Here is a 17547-nt window from a genome sequence, read left to right on the forward strand (position 1 = left end):
TGGGATCTTGGTTGTGTTTCTGGTATCTTTCGGTATCGGGACATATATTGCTATCATTGCGCTTTCTCTTATTTTATATTTTATTATGAAAAGGATTCTGCATATAAAAGAAGAAAAAAATAAGATGGTTTGGAAAAGAACAATCATTACATGGCAGGTAGTAATTAAATAATATATTAGCGCTGGTGGTTCCAATACAAGCCTCAGATTCCGAGGCTTTTTTATTTTCTTTTCAAATCATGAGTTATAACACCGGAAATATTTAACCCGATTCACAGGGAGTGAGTATTATTGGCTAATAATTCACTATCCAGATGAGTTGAAAAACTCAAAGCCAGTTATCAAAACTGAAAATATACTAATGAATTTCAATAGGTTAGAGCTTAGGCTAAAAACATTAACCACATATCAAAAACACCTATTTTTCTCTTTAAATCAATAGGTAATAATGCTATTAGTTAACTACTGCTGCGCCACATGCAGTGGTTCGAAGCCGCAGACCTGATCGTTAAAGGCACCGAAGGCGCTATCGCCGCCAAGACCGTGACCTATGACTTTGAACGTCTGATGGAAGGCGCTAAGCTGCTGAAATGTTCAGAGTTAGGCGACGCGATTATCGCGAACATGTAATGCAGAATTTGGGTTAAGTAAGAGCGGGAGCCCACGGGCTCCCGTTTTTTATTGGCGTCAGTGTTTCTTCCCCAGTATCTTCCCCAAAATTCTTATCGAAAAACCGACTAACAGCATCCACGGGGAAACACCCGAGACTTTGATTTTTAAGCCAAAGGGATCTAACAAGACGAGATACCCGTTTATCGATATGAACTGATCTTCTTTTTCCTCGAGGAACATCCTTGATATAAAATATTTACATTTTGAAATATGTCACGTATATTTAATTTGATTTTGGATGTATTTCAACTTATTACAGGAGTTAAAGTGAAAGATTTATTGGGTTTTGACCATCTGATTACACCTAGAGTGTTGGTTTTTTTATACTGGCTACTTATGGTGCTTATACTCGTTGGTGGCGTTTTTTCGATGTTTAGCGGGCAATTCATCACAGGTTTTTTCGGTACAATTTTTAGTCTGATTGGTTGCCGGGTAATGTTCGAACTCATCATGGTCGCTTTCAAAAATAATGAATACCTGCGTCGCATTGCAGAGAGCTCAGAACAGTCAAAGTAACTATTCAGTTACTTGAGCAATATCGCTCATGGCAGGTCTGCGAGAACGGGTACACTGTTATGAGCGAAATTATTTTACCCCGCATACGCGAGATGATTCACTCCTCCTCACGTTAAAAAAACTCATCGAGCATCAAATGAAACTGCAATTATTTCTTATCGGGTTGAGCAATACCATATGTTTAAAAAAGCCTTTTCTGTAATGAAGGTGAAAACTCACCAGGACAGTTCCAGAGGATAGCAAGATCCTGGTAGCGATCAGCGATTCCCACTCGTCCAATATCAATACAGCCTATCACTTCACCTTCACCAAAAATAAGGTTATCAAGTGAAAAGTCACCATCTGTCACAACGGGATCGGGTGAAAAGGGTAAAAGGCTATGCATTTCTTTCCAGACTTGTTCAACAGACCAGCCGTTGCGTTGATCATCAAAATCACTGGCATCAACCAACCCGTTGCTCATCCGTTTTTGTGCCAATGCGAGCCGAAATAGGCAATCGCTGTTAAAAGGGCAATGTCTTACAGGGATCATATGTCATATCATCGGCTACAGTATCTTTACCATGCTTAAGAAACCGTTCTGGCGCTAGATTTACCATATAATCGATAAATAGCCGCACCTGATTGGCCTACATTATTACGTGCCCATTTATATCCAGATAGCTCAGCGTCAAGACCTGAATTTAATCGCTGGGCTGGGCAGGACGTTTCTCTCTGAATACGACTCATAACACTCCTTTGTTTTACTATTTATGAAAACCGACTGTATTATTACTCATGCTTGAAAAACCACCTACAGAGGCAATACGGTCCTATAAGCAGACTCTCTCAGAGTACATTAACGCTGAATGTTCGAAGCCGATATGTATCTCAATCCCTTCTGTTATTTGCTCCTGGTCATCGCGGCGGTTGGAAGCCTGTTTACCCCGCATTCCTGTGCCATATGGCTTCTGCTCGTCAACATCCTGACGCTGCTCGTTTACGGCGCGCAAAAATTGCCAGCGACGGATATCCCTGGCGCGTTACAATCATAACCCCTCTTCAGAGAGCATCAGTCCATTGCTGAAACTCCACTCATCGGCGGTATTGAACTGAATGATCACCATGACATCATCCGGGCGAATACCCAGCGCTGTATGCAGCTGCTCATTTAGCGTGCGGCAGAGGTTTTTCTTCTGCTCGAATGCGCGAGGTTTACCTGCCGTGATATGGAACTGAATGAAATTGTCGCTGCGGCCACCGCTTTTATAATGGCGGTCGAACACATGCAGGTTCGCAGGTAGCCTTTCGAAAACCTGAAAGCGATCATGAGGCGGAACGGCAAATTCTTTCTCAAGGCTTTGTTGCAGAATGTCGGAAATCTGCGTTATCTGCGCGTCGCTATAACCCTGATTCAGTGTGATACGAGTAAAAGGCATCTCGCTAATCCTCTTCCAGGCATTCAAAGGCGGAAACCGCTGCAGGCCAGCCAGCGTAGAATGCCAGATGAGTGAAAACCTCAACGATTTCTTCACGGGTCAGGCCATTTTGCTGGGCGAAGCGGATATGCCAGGGTAACTGCTGAACGCGGCCAAGTGCGGTCAGGGCTCCCAGCGTCACTAAGCTGCGCTCGCGTGGGGAAAGTGGTTCTCGTTTCCAGATATCATTAAAAAGTACATCCCGGCTCAATTCAGCCAGCTTTGGTGCGACGCGGGCCAGGGTTTCACGATCAAGGGGTTTTGCCATCGCTCTCTCTCCGTATTGACAGTGAAGTCATTCTGGCGCGATATTTCGATCCTGAAAATTGAATTATTCGCGACTATCCATCCCGTATTTCAGGACGATAATGAATAAGCTTCCTCTTACGCTCGACCTTGACGCACTGCGCAGTTTTGTCACTGGCATTGAGTGCGGCAGCTTTGCGCAGGCGGCAAATCGCCTCTGCCGTTCAACCTCGGCGGTCAGTGCACAGCTAAAAAAACTGGAGCAACAGTGCGGTACCGAACTGGTGGTAAAGAAAGGTCGCCACCTGGAGCTGACCCATCATGGCGAGATAATCATGGGGTATGCCCGTCGTCTGCTGGTGCTAAATGATGAAGCGCTGCGAGCCCTGAATGGCGAACGATTACAGGGTGAAATACGTATTGGTATGCAGGAAGATTTTGGCGAATCGCTTATGCCCGGAATACTTGGCGAGTTCAAGCGCCACCACCCGGGGATGCGAATGATAGCCCGCGTTGATCGCAACCGGGCGCTGCTCGAGGCGCTCAATAACAACGCGCTTGATATGGCGTTGCTCTGGCAGCCGGAGAGTGCACAACGTGACGGCAGGCTGATTGCTCAGTGTCCGCTGGAGTGGATAAGACACCCGAAACTGGATATCGGCACGCTGCTGGCGCAGGGCAAGCCGTTACCGCTGGTAATGCTGGAAAGCCCGTGCCTGATGCGTTCCCGTGCCATTGATTGTCTCGACCGTGCCAACATCGCCTGGCAAGTGGTGTTTGTCAGCCACAGCCTGAGCGGTATTTGGGCAGCCTTGCAGGCGGGGCTTGGCATTACCGTGCGTACCCGTATCGGAATGCCTGGCAACTTGCGTGTGGCGGGAAGTATGCTGCCATCGCCGGGGAATCTGGGGATTACCCTGGAGCAGGGGCCGGGAAACGACGCCATTCATGGAGCGCGGGCGCTGCTGGGGCAGCTAATGGAAGAGACGCTATTAAATGCGATGTAAGCGCTATTCGACAGCGTCTCTGTGCAGCATTAGCGGGAGGAGAAGGGGCTAAGAACGCCACTCACTCCGTTTTCAACATCCCAAAGCTCACAATTCTTGAACGCCCCAGCTCCTTAGCCCGGTAGAGCGCTGCATCGGCCGCGCGCAGCAGGCTGTCGCTTTGCGTATGTTGCGGGTAGCTGGCGATGCCGATGGAGACATCGATCTGGCCAATCTCAGCAAGGCCGTATCGTAGGGTCAGCAGGCGGACGCTGTTATAGATATCGTTCGCGCAGACCATCGCGGACTGTTCATCGGTTCCACCCAGCAGCACCAGGAACTCTTCGCCGCCATAGCGGAAGGCCATGCCGATATCGCGCACCGCGCGTTGAATGATCGCGGAGACGCTTTTGATCACCAGGTCGCCTGCCTCGTGACCGTAATTATCATTAATCGCCTTAAAGTGATCGATATCGATCATCAGGCAGCTCAGCGGCGTGCTGTTGCGAACCGCCAGATTCATTTGGGTATGCAGTGCGTCATCCAGGTGGTGGCGGTTACGCAGGCCGGTTAATGAATCAAACAGCGCCTTTTCCAGCAGCGCGCTGCGCAAACGTTGATTCGCCAGCGCCAGACCCAGCGCTTCGGCCATCAGTTCAAGATAGGCGCGGGAAGGGGCGGTCGCGGCAGTGACGTTGCTGAAGGAGAGCAGACCAATCGCTTCACCCTGCGCAATCAGTGGCACGCATAGCGACTGATTAGCCTGCGATTCCGACAGGTGATAACAGGCGATATCCGGCTCACCGTTGACCGGCGGATGGCTCAGTCCGCGCCGCACTGCCCAGCAGTTATCCGGATGAAAGACGTCCGCTTCAAGCGGCGGAGAAAGCCACTGGGCCACGCAGCGCATCTGCCAGGGATCGGTGTCCAGAATATACAGTCGCCCGGGGATCTCAGGGGCGATGTTCGGCGCGAACAGCTCAGCAACCTTGATCACATCCTCGAAGGATTCGCAGCCCTGTAAACGCTGGGTCATTCGCGCCAGCAGCTCGCGGACCGCCCAGTCGGCATCGCGCTCTTGTTCCAGCCGCTGGCGCGCCAGCCCGTTCTCGCGAAAGATGCGAATGGCCTGGGCCATATCGCCAATTTCATCAATCTGGGTAAACTGCGGCGTTTCAACCGCGTAATCCTGCGAGGCCAGCCGCTGCACGACATCGCTCAGACGGACGACGGGATAGAGCACCCGTCGCTTAAGAATAAAGCCCAGCACAAACAGGAACATCAGCGCCGTGAGCCCAACCATGACCTCAGAGAGCGTACGCCAGATCCGCGATTTCTCCGTCGCCTCGGCAATAGTTTTATTCACCCGCCCTTCGAGCATCAGGCGAAAGTGGTCAAGCTGCGTCTGGACCCGCTCGAGCTCCTCTTCATAGGCGGTGCCGTAAAGCAGGTTGACCGCCTCTTTTTCCTCGCCTCTGGCAACGTGCGCCAGCGCCATCCGCTGCTCGTCCTGGAGTTCATCGGCCATCTGTAAACCCTCGCGCAGTAGCGTCAGCTCTTCCGCGGTTGCGCCATTGTCTTTCAGCTTTACCAGCCGGTGTTCAATGGCGGTGATGGTCTGAGCTTGCTGCCGGTACTCCTGGAGGACATCCTGATTGTTTTTGATAATGTAAAGTCGCGCGAGATCGGAAAGCTCCCAGGCGCCGCTTTCCACTTCTTCGCTAAGCTGGTCAAACACCTGGCGTTGTTCGACGGCGCGGCGTTCGGCATTATCCGCACTTGAAGCCATCAGCATTGCGATGCCTGAGGCGAGGGTCAGGGCGACGGTGATCCCGTAGGCCCAGTTGGTCATGGTGGCGATTCTCACCGAATATTCCTTGCGTGCAGATGAATTATTTTGTTTTTATCGTTGCGCACCGGCTTCACCAGAAAAAACCGGTGATTCAGGGGGCAGCGTGTGAGTAATAATAGCGTGCAGCGCTTCGGCATGCTGATGCAAAATACGATACACATCTTTATCCAATGCGCCATTTATAACATCACTCTCTATCAGCTGTAACGCTTGCTGACGGCGCATTCCGGGGCGATAGGGGCGGTCTTCGGTCAGCGCGGTAAATATATCCGCGATGGCGATAATTCGATCCGGTAGCTGCAGGTAATCCTCATTAAGATGAAGCGGATAACCGCTGCCATCCAGTTTTTCATGATGGTTCGCGGCCCAGTTAATTATCTCACCGAGTTCGCTGAAGGTGCTAAGAATTTCACCGGTCATATAGCTATGCTCGCGAACCTGAAGCAACTCTTCGTCGTTCAGCTCACCCTGTTTCTCGAGGATTGACAGCGGAATGTATACTTTGCCGATATCGTGCAAATAACCGGCAATCTCAATCTTCCTGCACTCCAGATCCGGCAGATTCACATAAACGGCGAGGGCGCGCGAAATTTGACCAACCTTCAGACTATGGCTGGCGGTAAAGCTGCTGTAAGTATCGACAATTTTAGCAATAAGTAGACAGATATCTTTCAGACCGTTGATATCGATATATACATCGTTGATGGGGCCGATGATTTCCAGCATTCGCTGAATATGTCCGGGATTAAGATGCAGCCAAAAATGCTCTTTTTCTGCGAGCTGGCACAAGGTCTGACACAGCGGCGGGTCGATCGCCTGGTAAAGCGCGCGGAAGTTATCAATACTCATATCGGTTTGATAAGTGGCCGCGCTCTTATCGCCAGGGAGCTGGCGTTCAAAAACGTCGGCAAAATAGACAACATGCTGTTCGAGGCTGCCCCTGTGGTTTGGGCTAAAATGGTGCTCGCGGATAATCGGCAGGATGGGGGCCAGAGTGGCTAACCCGGCCAGCATTTCGGCTCCCCGGTGCTGATGTGGGTCATTGAGGTTATCGATGGCGTTCAGCGATGAAAACGCCCTTTTATCGCCCAGAACGCCGATGTCGTGCAGCAGCGCGGCGCAAAAGATAGTTTGCTGCTGCTGGCGAGATAGACCCGATGCCTGCGCAAGCTCCAGCGCAATCAGCGCCGTGCGTTGCATATGCAGGTGTAATTCTGGATTAATCACTTGTATGACGCGGGAGGTAAGCATCAATGCTGATTTTAAGGCGATACGCATCGTTTTCTCCATCGCATTACCCGCATCGTGTTGGTCTATTTCGTTGATAGCGATGCCGACACGGCAAAATAGATTGAATTAGTTAATCCTGATTTCGCTTTTATGTCATGCCCGTTTTTAGCGCGTTCCTGCACCAAAGTAGCGCTCCGGACGAAGTAAAAATCCTTTTTTGTCTGATAGTTAATCACTTTTACAAGGTAAAATATATTAAATCCTGGCAAGCCGTTTGCATTCTCTCTGCGCGAATTTATTTAATATTTATTTTGGGATGAGTCATGATGAATTTTAGAGCATTACTGGCAATGACGTTACTGACGATAAGCGCTTTTGCATTTAGTGATACGCGTCTGCCGCATATCGTTATCCTGGCGACCGGAGGAACGATTGCCGGTTCGGCAGCCAGCAATACCCAGACTACCGGGTACAAAGCCGGCGCGATTGGCGTTCAGACGCTGATTAATGCTGTGCCTGAGATGAGCAAAGTCGCCCGCGTTGACGGTGAACAGGTTGCCAATATTGGCAGCGAAAATATGACCAGCGACATTATTCTCAAACTGTCAAAACGCGTCAATGAGCTGCTGGCCCGCGATGATGTCGATGGCGTGGTGATTACCCACGGTACCGATACTCTGGACGAGACGCCTTACTTCCTCAACCTGACGGTAAAAAGCAATAAGCCGGTGGTCTTCACGGCGGCGATGCGTCCGGCCACGGCCATCAGCGCAGACGGCCCGATGAACCTGCTTGAAGCGGTGACCGTGGCGGCCGATCCGCAAGCGAAAGGCCGCGGCGTGATGGTGGTCCTCAATGACCGCATTGGCGCCGCGCGCTTCGTCACGAAGACCAATGCCACAACGCTGGATACCTTCAAGGCGCCGGAAGAGGGCTATCTGGGCGTTATCGTGAGCGGCAGACCGCAGTTCGAAACGCGCGTGGATAAAATTCATACCGTGCGCTCGGTTTTTGACGTCCGCCAGCTTAGCGCGCTGCCGAAGGTGGTCATTATTTATGGCTATCAGGATGACCCTGAATATATGTATGACGCGGCGATTGCGCACCATGCTGACGGCATTATTTATGCGGGCACCGGCGCGGGATCGGTCTCCGTACGCAGCGCGGCGGGGATCGAAAAGGCGGAAAAAGCCGGTATCGTGGTGGTTCGCGCCTCGCGCACCGGTAGCGGCGTCGTGCCGGTTGATGATGGTCAGCCGGGACTGGTATCCGATTCGCTCAACCCGGCAAAAGCGCGCATCCTGCTGATGACAGCGCTGACGCAAACGAAAAATCCGCAGGTGATCCAACAGTACTTCCACACCTACTGATTAACTTCGGGTAGGGCGCAGGGCGCCTTACCCGGGTTGTTTCACCATGTACATCGGGCGCTGCGACACCGGCTCCGGATGAATTTCCGCCTCCAGGTGAAAGATCTTCCGCAGCATCTCCGGCGCCAAAACCGTTTCCGCTGAACCTTGAGCCCGCACCTGACCCCCTTCAAGCACCACCAGATGATCGCAGTAGCGGCTGGCCTGGTTGAGATCGTGCAGCATGGTAACCCCTGCAGCTCGCGTATTAATTTCACCAGCAGAACTAACCCCTTGCCAGTGCTGAGAACGGCAATCAGCAGTGGAGAGAAAGATCCAGGTTCTCACCAGGCGTTAAAAATTATCCGCAATGGCGTGTTCAAGCGTGAGAGTCGTCCGAGATTTTTATCCAGGTTACGCTTTTTTAACGTCGTAAAGGGCACCTTAACTTTATTGCCTGCTGTTTTGTTAAAGCAAGGTAGGTAAAAAGTCTGAAATAACCTGCGGCGATATGGATAATTGTCGATAAATATTAATTATTGTCAGGAAAGTAAAATAAGCTGATTCTTATTTTAATCTTTTGCCTGATACTCATGTTAAATATTTCTTTTTCATGTCAGTGAGACTATGAATTTAAAGAAACACGTATCGGCAAACGTTGTGAAAAGGATAACCGAGAGCAGAGAATATCCTGGTCTCATTTGCCCCCTGGCATACCCCCGACGCGGCTTCAGCTGTGGCCTGTGGCTTACCAGCGCAGCGCGCTGGTTTGAAAGTGTACATACTTTATGTTGAATGATTAGCGCGTTAATCATTCCCGTGGTGGATATTTGAGGTTTATTATTCACTTTTTTATTTACATTTTGTTACAGGTGTGCTGATATTGTGTTTTTTTCTGCTGGCCTCTTTTTTTACTTGCCGGAGTGAATTTACCCGGATTATTATTGTCTGAACTGCTACACGTACCGCCTAATGACAGATGAAGGGACTCGTTTTTTCCTTAAGCGTTACCTCATGTTCTAATGTTTACAGGAAAAAACATGTCTTGCGCTTTTAATAAAAAACTTCTTCATCCCCGTAATTGGGGGACCTGGTTTGGCCTGGGCGTGCTCTGGCTCATCGTCCAGCTTCCTTATCCCGTATTGCACCTTATCGGTACCAGCGCCGGTCGCGCATCCCGGCGCTTCCTCAAACGCCGTGAGCATATCGCCAGACGTAATCTCGAACTTTGCTTTCCCACCATGTCGCCCGCGGCGCGCGAAAAGCTTATCGAACAGAACTTCATGTCACTAGGGATGGGCCTGATTGAAACGGGTATGGCATGGTTCTGGAGCGACGAACGCGTCAAGAAATGGTTTGACGTCGAAGGCATGGTTAATCTCAACAATGCCCTGAGCGAACAAAAAGGCGTGATGGTTGTCGGCGTCCACTTTATGTCTCTTGAGCTGGGCGGCCGTACAATGGGGTTGTGTCGTCCGATGATGGCGACCTACCGTCCGCACAATAGCCCGTTAATGGAGTGGGTGCAGACGCGCGGTCGCTTGCGCTCGAACAAGGCGATGATCGATCGTCGTAATTTATCCGGTCTGGTGCATGCCCTAAAGTCGGGTGAAGCGGTGTGGTTTGCGCCGGATCAGGACTATGGTCCGAAGGGGAGCGTATTTGCCCCGTTCTTCTCGGTACAGCAGGCCGCAACGACCAACGGCACCTACGTGCTCTCTCGTTTGTCGGGAGCGAGAATGCTCACCATCAGCATGGTGCGTAAAGCGGACCGTCGGGGTTATAGCTTGCATATCAGCGACGTAATGAGCGACTATCCTGGTGAAGATAAACAGGATGCGGCGAGCTATATCAACAAGGTTATTGAGAAAGAAATCCTGCGCGCGCCGGAGCAGTATCTGTGGGTTCACCGCCGCTTTAAAACCCGTCCGCTGGGTGAAACTTCACTCTATTAAGGCATCCGCACTCGCGGCGCTTTCAAAATGGTCCCGGTTGCGTTAACGTGCGCGGGATCATATTTTGTTGTAAGCGAAGGAGTGCGTTGTGTTCGCTGAGTTTGGTGTACTGAATTACCTGACCTACCTGGTTGGGGCTATCTTTATCATCCTGGTTCCCGGCCCGAATACCTTTTTTGTCCTCAAGACCGGCGTCGCCCACGGCGTCAGGAAAGGGTATCTGGCGGCCGCTGGCGTATTTATCGGTGATGCGGTGCTGATGTTCCTGGCTTTTGCCGGGGTTGCGACGCTTATCAAGACCACGCCTGTACTGTTCAATATCGTTCGATACCTGGGGGCGATTTATCTCCTGTGGATGGGCGGTAAGATGCTCTACGCGGTATTAACCCAGCGTGATGGTCATTCGTCTTCTGATTCCGAGCCGGGGAGCGCGATTCTTAAACGTTCGCTGACGCTCAGCCTGACGAATCCAAAGGCCATTCTTTTTTATGTCTCATTCTTCGTGCAGTTTATTGACGTCAGCGCCAAAACGCCTGGGTTGGCGTTCTTTATCCTGGCGTTGACCCTGGAGATTATTAGCTTCATCTATATGAGCTTTCTGATCCTCTCCGGCTCGTTCGTCACCCGTTACGTGAAGACGAAAAAGAAACTGGCGAAAATCGGCAACAGTCTGATTGGCCTTGTGTTTGTCGGTTTTGCCGCCCGTCTGGCGACGCTGCAGTCGTAATTGTTGCGGCCGGGACGCGCGACCGGCCCGATAGCGATTGACTCTGCCTTGTAACAAAACTCCTTCAATTTTGATTGCATTGGTGTTACATATACAGCCGATTATCGCTCAGAAAAAAGGGAACCCGGATGATTCTGCAGAAACTCACCAGCAATAAAAACAGCAAGAAGTTCTTTTTGTCGATAGCGGCGATATTCGCCATTGCGCTTATCGTGGTTGGGCGTGCGACCTTCGGCGGCGTGGTGAGCGAATACAATATGCCGTACTCAGAGTGGACGACGTCAATGTTCTTCCTGCAGGGGGCGATGGTTACGGTTTATAGCATTGTATTTACCTTGCTGTTCTCCATCCCGCTGGGCTTCCTCTTTTTAGGTTCCGACCGTCGCGACTGATCCCATGCAATAAGGCGAACCGAAGTTCGCCTTATGATGTTTTCCGCTTTATCGCCAGTCTCTGTCGTCATGATGATGGTGGCGATGGTGGTGATAGCCTGGGTCGACAATACATCCCGATAACAACGTGCAAAGCGCGAGAATCAACGGCAACACGATCGGTTTTTTCATTTCTCACTTCTCCAGTTAAATCCGTCCGCAGAAACGGCCATGCGGTATCGGCTGATGATGTGAGTGTATTCTTTTAAGTTATTGAGTAGATGAGATAACTCTGCAATCCTTGCCGAAGAGTCGCGCGAATATTCCTGGATTTACCACCAGCCCAATTGCGTTCCCGCCAGGGCGACGATGGCGACAATAAGCATAATAATGGTGCTTTTTTTCATTAGGCTCCGCCTGGCGCCGCATAGCCGCCGACAAAAAACCAGCCCAGAAAAACAACGGCGACGATAAAAATAGCCACCGGAAAAAGAATACCCAGTCTCATGATTGAGCCCCTGTAAGTGCGATTCGTGGCGAATATCATACGGGATTTCACCGTAGATTAGTCAATATGAAAAAATCTTCCCTGACGACGAGACTGCTTATCCAGATACATCGCGTCGTCGGCGGCGCGTAGCGCCTGTTCTACGTCAATCTGCTGCGGGTCGGCCTCAATAACGCCAAAGCTCGCGCCCGGGTAGTTAATTCGGTGCTCGCCAAGGAAATAGATCCCCGTCAGCGCTTGACGTAACGCGGGGATATACTCCTGCTGGTCGGCTAATTCACAGCCCGGCCCGACAATTAAAAATTCATCGCCGCCGAGACGGCCGACAATGTCGCCGCTGCGCACGTGAGCCGCGAGACGTTCGCCAACCTGAATCAGAAAGCTATCGCCGCACGGATGGCCGAATCGATCGTTGATTGCTTTAAAATCGTCGAGATCGATAAAAATCAGCAGCATGCTGCGCCCCTGTTCGCGGGCCCGTGGAAACTGCGCGGCAAGATACTTAAACAGCGAGCGGCGATTCGGTAAACCGGTGAGCTCATCGGTGTACGAGTGCATTTCAAGCGCGACGTTGGCGGAACGAAGCTGCTGCACCAGCGACTCTTTTTCCACGTAGTGGGCGATGAGGTTGGCGAATAAATTCATAACCTGCTCACCCTCAAGGTTATAGGGCTGTCTTACCCGGCTAGTGGCGCACAGCGTGCCGAATAATGAGCCGTCGGTCAGACGCACAGGAATGCTGAAAAAGGTGGCGATGCCCAAATCCTGCGCGGCGATACACGAACGCCAGCGTTCGGCGACATCGTTACTGAAAAGGCAACGCTCGTCGAGCGCACGTTTACATAGCGAGTCGTTCCATGGGACGGAGAACCCTTCGGGGATCTGCATTTCGCTGCTGTTATGCGCATACATAATCAGCTGTCGCTGCGCGTCGAAGTCAATACGCGTCAGGTAGGTGGATTCCATTCGGGTAACAAGCTCCAGCATCTCAAGCAGCTGTCGCACCAAAGTTTCGAGGGAGTGTTCATTGGCGAGCGTTTGCGTCACGCGAGCGAGAATAAAATCGGACATGAGGAATACGGCTCCCGAACGCTAATCGTAACTACCAGCAAGCTATGCTAAACAACAATCAGCGCAGAATTAACAGAGATACACAAAATTTAACACATCTGTTAGGAGAATACCTGCATCCGCGGCGGGAAAAAAGCCCCGTCGGGTGCGTTAGCCACCCCAGATACTACGGCTTTCAACGGTGCAATGCGGGGTTGCGCGGCGCGCAAGACCGTTGAAAGCCATATTTACCTAACTAAGTGTGGACATAATGTGGACATTTTACGCATCAGCACCACCTCTCAGCGGGTTAAGTGAGATTGCGTCCTGGAGGTATTCGGGCGCAAAGTGAGCGTAGGCCATAGTTTGCTCAATTCGCGCATGCCCAAGGATCCTCTGTAACGTAATGATGCTTCCTCCATTAATCATAAAGTGCGTCGCGAAACTGTGGCGTAGTGCATGCGTCGCCTGGCCGGTCGGAAGATCAGGTTTTACCTCCCTGAGTATCTGCCTGAAGTCAGAATACGACGCCTTACCAAATAACAACCCTCGCTTACCATCTGCTATGAGTTTTGCCACTTCCGCTGATACTGGAACAGTCCGCTGCTTGTTACTCTTGGTTTTAACGAACGTCACACGGTTCTGTATGATGTGTTCCGCCTTGAGTCGAGCCGCTTCACCCCAACGAGCACCTGTACTTAAACAAAGAACGGCTATCTTCTTGTTGTCGCCATCCAGTCTAAAGAGCAAGTGCTTGATTTCGTCCTCTGTCAGATAGCCAGTTTCGGGGACTTCTTCTTTCAACTTCTTCCTGCCCCTGATCGGATGTTCACCTGAAAATAACTCGGCCTCGATTAGCGCTGTGAACATACCACTGATGCTGTTGAGGTCACGGTTAATGGTAGAAGCTTTAATGCCCTGACTTCTTCTTGCCGCGTAATACTGACTAATCAGCGCTTTCGTAATCTGAAAAGCACAAGGATCGTCGGTAATCCTGCAAAACACGTCTAACTTATTGCGGTTTATCCGACCGTGCTCCTCATGCTTGCCTTTCAAATTCCACCAAAGCTGTATCAGTTCAGACAGATGCCGCTTATCCGTCGGTTTTGACAACCATTCTTTGGTGTGGTGGTTGAACTGGGTATGCTTCTCGAAAGCTACCGCTTCACTTTTCTTATCAAACTTCCTGCGGATACGCTTTCCATTGCGACCAGCAGGCCTGATGTCAACTTCATATCGACCATCATCGAGTTTCTTAATAGTCATAAGAAAACCCTCCGATGGTTGCGTTTGCCTTTAGGCCTCAACGCGTTGCAATTATGTGATGAATACTTTTCGACCAATAATAGACATTTGAAATGTATGTAGGACTGGTTAATTGTTAACCAGTCTTTTGGTCTGAGTGCTGCGAGGTTGTTAAGTCTTGCCCAAAGTGTGCGAGTGCCGGTGCGATTTGACCGGCTTCAGGCGAAACCTGATCGGTCATAAACCACAGTGTGTATTTAGTAAATTGAGGTATTTGCAGAATCTTCATCATTACGTCGGTTGGTGGGGTTGAGCGTCCGCTTTCGTAATAACTTAAAGTCCCATAAGGAATTCCTGTTAGATCAGCGAGTTGCTGTCTACTTAGATACTCAGACTTTCTTATTAAGACGATTTTCTCGTTTAACGCGTTTGACATGGTGTTTAGATCTCAATAGTATGGTGTTTAGATGTAAACAGTTAAGTGTTTAGTATTGAACACTAAAGCCAACTATAAGCCATTAAGAGCAATCCATGAAGAGGCAGAGCAGCGCTGGCGCGAGCAGTTACGGATCGAGGCGCTGCGGCGTGCGGACAGTTACGCCGCAGCGGCTTCGGAATTCAAAAAGAAAAATTCAGAGGCAGCTTTACTTCAACAGAACGGCACGGCAGCGACCGGTCAAGGGCGAAACTCACCGCAGCAAGGGATTAGCGGGATCTCGCAAGAAGTGCCTGACCATGCGATCGCCGAACTGAATAGACGTAATATCATTCTCAGTGACGGGGAGGTTAGATTATTAGTAGGTGGTTGCATTCTGTCGCGTGGCGAAATGGAATTTGCCATCAGAGAAGGGGAGTTAATAGTGGAGCGCCGGTTGTTTAAACACGCCAACCACGCCCCGGTATCATTAATCAAACAAAGTGAGCTGCTTGATCGCTGTCAAAGGGCTATCAGGAAGAAGTTATGACCACGTTCACTGTAGAAATTCATGAAGATATCGTTACCTGGCTTAAAAAGAGTACTCGCCCTGAGATAGTCCTGGATCTGCCATCAGTGCCGGCCCCAGGCGACAATCTATGGCTGAAAAGTACGAGAGGTACACATGTTGTCGAAACAGAATGGTGCATGATAGTGGCGTCGAGCCGTGTTTCACGTTTGCGCCCGACTGTGCGTCTGGAAATTGTCTTTGGTATTGTAACTAACCATTGGGCCAGTGAATTTTGCGAACAGTGAGTCTCTTCAAGAAAGGCTTAAGTATGCGTCATTAATAGACTTTATCCATGGTATCCAGTCGGAGCAGAACCAGAAAATGCAGTAGCAGGATCGCAATCGGATTCTCAGCAAATCAGTGCTTTTGAGTAAGAGAAACATAGTAACCTATAAGTATGCTAGGTTTAGGCTTGCTCTAGTAATGACTGGGTACGGAGAAAAGCCTGTTCTTCGAAGCAGCTCAGTGCCAGTAGCTGATGTTAGTATGTCTACACTGCATTAATTAGAGTAGAGAAGATCTGGTGCGGTGTGGTACGACTTTTGTCAAACCTGCTTTCCTTGACCAAAGAATCTGGTCATGCTTTATTAATAACGTGGCATTAAAACTTTAGAGGAATGCATATGCGTTTTTCGGAATTTTTTGGAATTAAAAGAAATCAATCGGAATTGGATTTCGTAGATGTTCCTTTAGATACAGATATTGAGGTTTTTTTAGATCCAGCTGCAATTAAGTCTCTCAATTCGCCTTGGGGTGTTGAGTTATCCTCTCATCTTCAAAATTATTTTGAAACAGTACTAAAGCTAATAAAAGAAGGTGAGGATGTTAAAGCGCAAAATCTTCTTTCATGTTTAAACGAAAGGAATGAGTATCATTTGGGATACTCTAGTGGAAAATCAAGAGGCCATGGTTTTGGTGAAGGTGCTGCGAAGACTGTTTGGGGTGCTTTAACAAAAAGTAAGGCCGCCAAATCTGGTCTATTACAGGATTTAGAAGATACTGCTTTATTAATTGAAGGTATTGGAACTGATATGATTTCTGATGCCGTTTCAAACATTTTAAGAGGTCCATTAATAAAATATACACAAGACATTTGCAATTATTATGGTATTGAATTAACTGCTAACATTCCATCTGGGCCTATCTGGAATCCAAGAGAAGAAAAATGGGAACAAGGATATGTGTCGTTGCCTATGACTAATGAAGGTAAAGTAATCCTTGTTCCGAAAATCATTGTAAGGCATCAAATAACATATCAGCATGATGAGTACTATAGGCATTTTTTACTACCTGAGATGCAAAAACAACATTTAAAAGCTGGCTCAGAACTGATTCAGTTATTGAAGAATGGTAAGCATAGGGTAACTAAAAAAAGTCTAATGGATAAATATGGGAAAGACAAGCTTGCGATCGTTGAGCAAACGCTTAAGTATCCTCATGTTCTTGATGAATATAGAGTGAGGAAAAATGATTCTCCTTCTGAACCATTACCACACTCTGATTTTGCTGAAATGGAAAACGAATCCCCTAAAGTAGATTTTCAACCATTTATTGATGAATTGAAGTCTATAGTTCCTGGGAGGGATGATGCAACTAAATATGAGGACTTAATTGAAAAGCTTTTTTCAATTTTGTTTTACCCTTCTTTTTGTCATCCAACAAAGCAGCATAAGATTCATGAGGGAAGAAAAAGAATTGATATTTCATATTGCAATGAGGCTACATTTGGTTTTTTTAAATGGATTGGTATGCATTATCCCTCTTCAATGATATATATTGAATGTAAAAATTATGGTAAAGAAGTTGGTAATCCAGAGTTGGATCAATTGTCTGGGCGTTTCTCAATTAGTAGAGGGAAGGTTGGGATCTTGGTGTGTCGAAGTATAGAAAATAAAGAGAAATTATATCAAAGCTGCAAAGATACAGCCAAAGACGATCGTGGATACATTCTGCCATTGGATGATGAAGATATCTTAATGCTTATTGAAGAGTATAAGACAAAAAATGATCAACTGTTCCCGCATCTACGTAAGCTATGGATGTCATTAATTGGCTAACTTACTAAATCGCGGTAATTATTTATATTGAATAATTACCGCGTCTTGACGGATTTTAATTACCTCTGTAAAGCGGTACATTCTTATCTAGATAACTTCCGTCAAACCCACGTCTGCTCCTCGCTCAGAACGAACTCTAAACATAGCGATAGGTAGATGAAATCTGTATCTGCTACGCAGAGCACTTCCTAAACATACATGGCCATATTCAGCGTGATGCACACGGGAGCACAAATTCGCACATTTTTTGATGGATTTTACCCCCTTTAAGCCCAGGAGGGGTGCGGTCTGTGACGGGTTTTGTGCATGCACGAAAAACGGCAGGATAGATGCGCGCAGG

The 17547-nt window shown here is 48.9% G+C and carries 19 protein-coding genes and 4 pseudogenes; 11 read left to right on the plus strand and 12 right to left on the minus strand.

Annotation, left to right across the window (positions count from 1 at the left end):
• Window positions 1–462: 462 nt before the first annotated feature.
• Together KCG39_RS02230 and KCG39_RS02235 are read left to right on the plus strand one after the other, a co-directional pair.
• Window positions 463–630 (plus strand): annotated as a pseudogene (locus tag KCG39_RS02230) (NADP-dependent isocitrate dehydrogenase); the annotation flags it as partial.
• A 309-nt stretch (window positions 631–939) separates the two neighbouring features.
• Complete coding sequence (locus KCG39_RS02235) at window positions 940–1188, plus strand: DUF4282 domain-containing protein (RefSeq protein WP_004131487.1); 249 nt, start codon at window positions 940–942, stop codon at window positions 1186–1188.
• A 148-nt stretch (window positions 1189–1336) separates the two neighbouring features.
• On the opposite strand, the pseudogene KCG39_RS02240 reads toward KCG39_RS02235, so the two are convergent.
• Window positions 1337–1917, minus strand: a pseudogene (locus KCG39_RS02240) (phosphotransferase).
• A gap of 134 nt (window positions 1918–2051) precedes the next feature.
• Between KCG39_RS02240 and KCG39_RS02245 the strand changes: the two are divergent.
• Window positions 2052–2192: pseudogene (locus tag KCG39_RS02245) on the plus strand (DUF1294 domain-containing protein); the annotation flags it as partial.
• 24 nt (window positions 2193–2216) lie between these two features.
• On the opposite strand, the gene KCG39_RS02250 reads toward KCG39_RS02245, so the two are convergent.
• Together KCG39_RS02250 and KCG39_RS02255 are read right to left on the minus strand one after the other, a co-directional pair.
• A complete protein-coding gene (locus tag KCG39_RS02250) occupies window positions 2217–2606 on the minus strand; it encodes a tautomerase family protein (protein WP_004131488.1) in 390 nt (129 codons plus the stop codon).
• 4 nt (window positions 2607–2610) lie between these two features.
• Window positions 2611–2913, minus strand: coding sequence for a carboxymuconolactone decarboxylase family protein (locus KCG39_RS02255; RefSeq protein WP_142446112.1), 303 nt, complete (start codon window positions 2911–2913; stop codon window positions 2611–2613).
• Window positions 2914–3013: 100 nt separating this feature from the next.
• On the opposite strand from KCG39_RS02255, the gene KCG39_RS02260 reads away from it, so the two are divergent.
• Window positions 3014–3898: a LysR substrate-binding domain-containing protein gene (locus tag KCG39_RS02260; RefSeq protein ID WP_004131492.1), complete on the plus strand. Its 885-nt coding sequence runs from the start codon at window positions 3014–3016 to the stop codon at window positions 3896–3898.
• Between the two features lie 61 nt (window positions 3899–3959).
• Here KCG39_RS02260 and KCG39_RS02265 read toward each other — a convergent pair whose 3' ends face one another.
• Together KCG39_RS02265 and KCG39_RS02270 are read right to left on the minus strand one after the other, a co-directional pair.
• Entirely contained in the window at window positions 3960–5744 is a 1785-nt protein-coding gene (locus KCG39_RS02265) for a diguanylate cyclase (RefSeq protein ID WP_139529507.1), read from the minus strand.
• A 36-nt stretch (window positions 5745–5780) separates the two neighbouring features.
• The gene (locus KCG39_RS02270) at window positions 5781–7007 is read right to left on the minus strand and encodes an HD-GYP domain-containing protein (RefSeq protein WP_004131502.1); all 1227 of its coding nucleotides are present in this window, start codon (window positions 7005–7007) and stop codon (window positions 5781–5783) included.
• A 278-nt stretch (window positions 7008–7285) separates the two neighbouring features.
• On the opposite strand from KCG39_RS02270, the gene fraE reads away from it, so the two are divergent.
• Complete coding sequence (gene fraE / locus KCG39_RS02275) at window positions 7286–8329, plus strand: fructose-asparagine asparaginase (RefSeq protein WP_032742101.1); 1044 nt, start codon at window positions 7286–7288, stop codon at window positions 8327–8329.
• Window positions 8330–8356: 27 nt separating this feature from the next.
• On the opposite strand, the pseudogene KCG39_RS02280 reads toward fraE, so the two are convergent.
• Window positions 8357–8560, minus strand: a pseudogene (locus tag KCG39_RS02280) (ferric citrate ABC transporter ATP-binding protein FecE); the annotation flags it as partial.
• A 788-nt stretch (window positions 8561–9348) separates the two neighbouring features.
• On the opposite strand from KCG39_RS02280, the gene lpxP reads away from it, so the two are divergent.
• The 3 genes from lpxP to KCG39_RS02295 all read left to right on the plus strand — a co-directional run bounded on the left by lpxP (window position 9349) and on the right by KCG39_RS02295 (window position 11382).
• Window positions 9349–10263 carry a kdo(2)-lipid IV(A) palmitoleoyltransferase gene (gene lpxP, locus KCG39_RS02285; RefSeq protein ID WP_004131508.1) on the plus strand — a complete coding sequence of 305 codons (915 nt, stop codon included), beginning with the start codon at window positions 9349–9351 and terminating at the stop codon, window positions 10261–10263.
• An 88-nt stretch (window positions 10264–10351) separates the two neighbouring features.
• The gene (gene leuE / locus KCG39_RS02290) at window positions 10352–10990 is read left to right on the plus strand and encodes a leucine efflux protein LeuE (RefSeq protein ID WP_004131509.1); all 639 of its coding nucleotides are present in this window, start codon (window positions 10352–10354) and stop codon (window positions 10988–10990) included.
• A gap of 128 nt (window positions 10991–11118) precedes the next feature.
• A complete protein-coding gene (locus KCG39_RS02295; RefSeq protein ID WP_004131510.1) occupies window positions 11119–11382 on the plus strand; it encodes a DUF2534 family protein in 264 nt (87 codons plus the stop codon).
• Window positions 11383–11430: 48 nt separating this feature from the next.
• Here KCG39_RS02295 and KCG39_RS02300 read toward each other — a convergent pair whose 3' ends face one another.
• The 6 genes from KCG39_RS02300 to KCG39_RS02325 all read right to left on the minus strand — a co-directional run bounded on the left by KCG39_RS02300 (window position 11431) and on the right by KCG39_RS02325 (window position 14600).
• Window positions 11431–11553, minus strand: coding sequence for a hypothetical protein (locus tag KCG39_RS02300; RefSeq protein WP_087829280.1), 123 nt, complete (start codon window positions 11551–11553; stop codon window positions 11431–11433).
• 140 nt (window positions 11554–11693) lie between these two features.
• Window positions 11694–11768, minus strand: coding sequence for a protein YoaJ (gene yoaJ / locus KCG39_RS28025; protein WP_049250439.1), 75 nt, complete (start codon window positions 11766–11768; stop codon window positions 11694–11696).
• Window positions 11768–11869: a YoaK family small membrane protein gene (locus tag KCG39_RS02310; RefSeq protein ID WP_004101234.1), complete on the minus strand. Its 102-nt coding sequence runs from the start codon at window positions 11867–11869 to the stop codon at window positions 11768–11770. Before KCG39_RS02310 ends, yoaJ begins: the two co-directional genes overlap by 1 nt.
• Window positions 11870–11926: 57 nt before the next feature.
• The gene (locus tag KCG39_RS02315; protein ID WP_004131511.1) at window positions 11927–12940 is read right to left on the minus strand and encodes a GGDEF domain-containing protein; all 1014 of its coding nucleotides are present in this window, start codon (window positions 12938–12940) and stop codon (window positions 11927–11929) included.
• Window positions 12941–13201: 261 nt separating this feature from the next.
• Window positions 13202–14185 carry a phage integrase gene (locus KCG39_RS02320; RefSeq protein WP_065810437.1) on the minus strand — a complete coding sequence of 328 codons (984 nt, stop codon included), beginning with the start codon at window positions 14183–14185 and terminating at the stop codon, window positions 13202–13204.
• Between the two features lie 115 nt (window positions 14186–14300).
• Complete coding sequence (locus KCG39_RS02325) at window positions 14301–14600, minus strand: helix-turn-helix domain-containing protein (protein ID WP_048024533.1); 300 nt, start codon at window positions 14598–14600, stop codon at window positions 14301–14303.
• Between the two features lie 55 nt (window positions 14601–14655).
• Here KCG39_RS02325 and KCG39_RS02330 point away from each other — a divergent pair, with 55 nt between their 5' ends.
• The 3 genes from KCG39_RS02330 (at window position 14656) to KCG39_RS02340 (ending at window position 17207) form a co-directional block, all read left to right on the plus strand.
• Window positions 14656–15129 (plus strand): hypothetical protein, encoded by a 474-nt coding sequence (locus KCG39_RS02330; protein WP_211811536.1) that lies wholly within the window; start codon window positions 14656–14658, stop codon window positions 15127–15129.
• Window positions 15126–15395, plus strand: coding sequence for a hypothetical protein (locus KCG39_RS02335; RefSeq protein ID WP_064392337.1), 270 nt, complete (start codon window positions 15126–15128; stop codon window positions 15393–15395). The genes KCG39_RS02330 and KCG39_RS02335 overlap by 4 nt, the downstream gene beginning before the upstream one ends.
• A 378-nt stretch (window positions 15396–15773) precedes the next feature.
• A complete protein-coding gene (locus KCG39_RS02340) occupies window positions 15774–17207 on the plus strand; it encodes a hypothetical protein (protein ID WP_064392339.1) in 1434 nt (477 codons plus the stop codon).
• Window positions 17208–17547: the final 340 nt, after the last annotated feature.

This window comes from Klebsiella pasteurii, assembly GCF_018139045.1.
Classification (GTDB): Bacteria; Pseudomonadota; Gammaproteobacteria; order Enterobacterales; family Enterobacteriaceae; genus Klebsiella; species Klebsiella grimontii.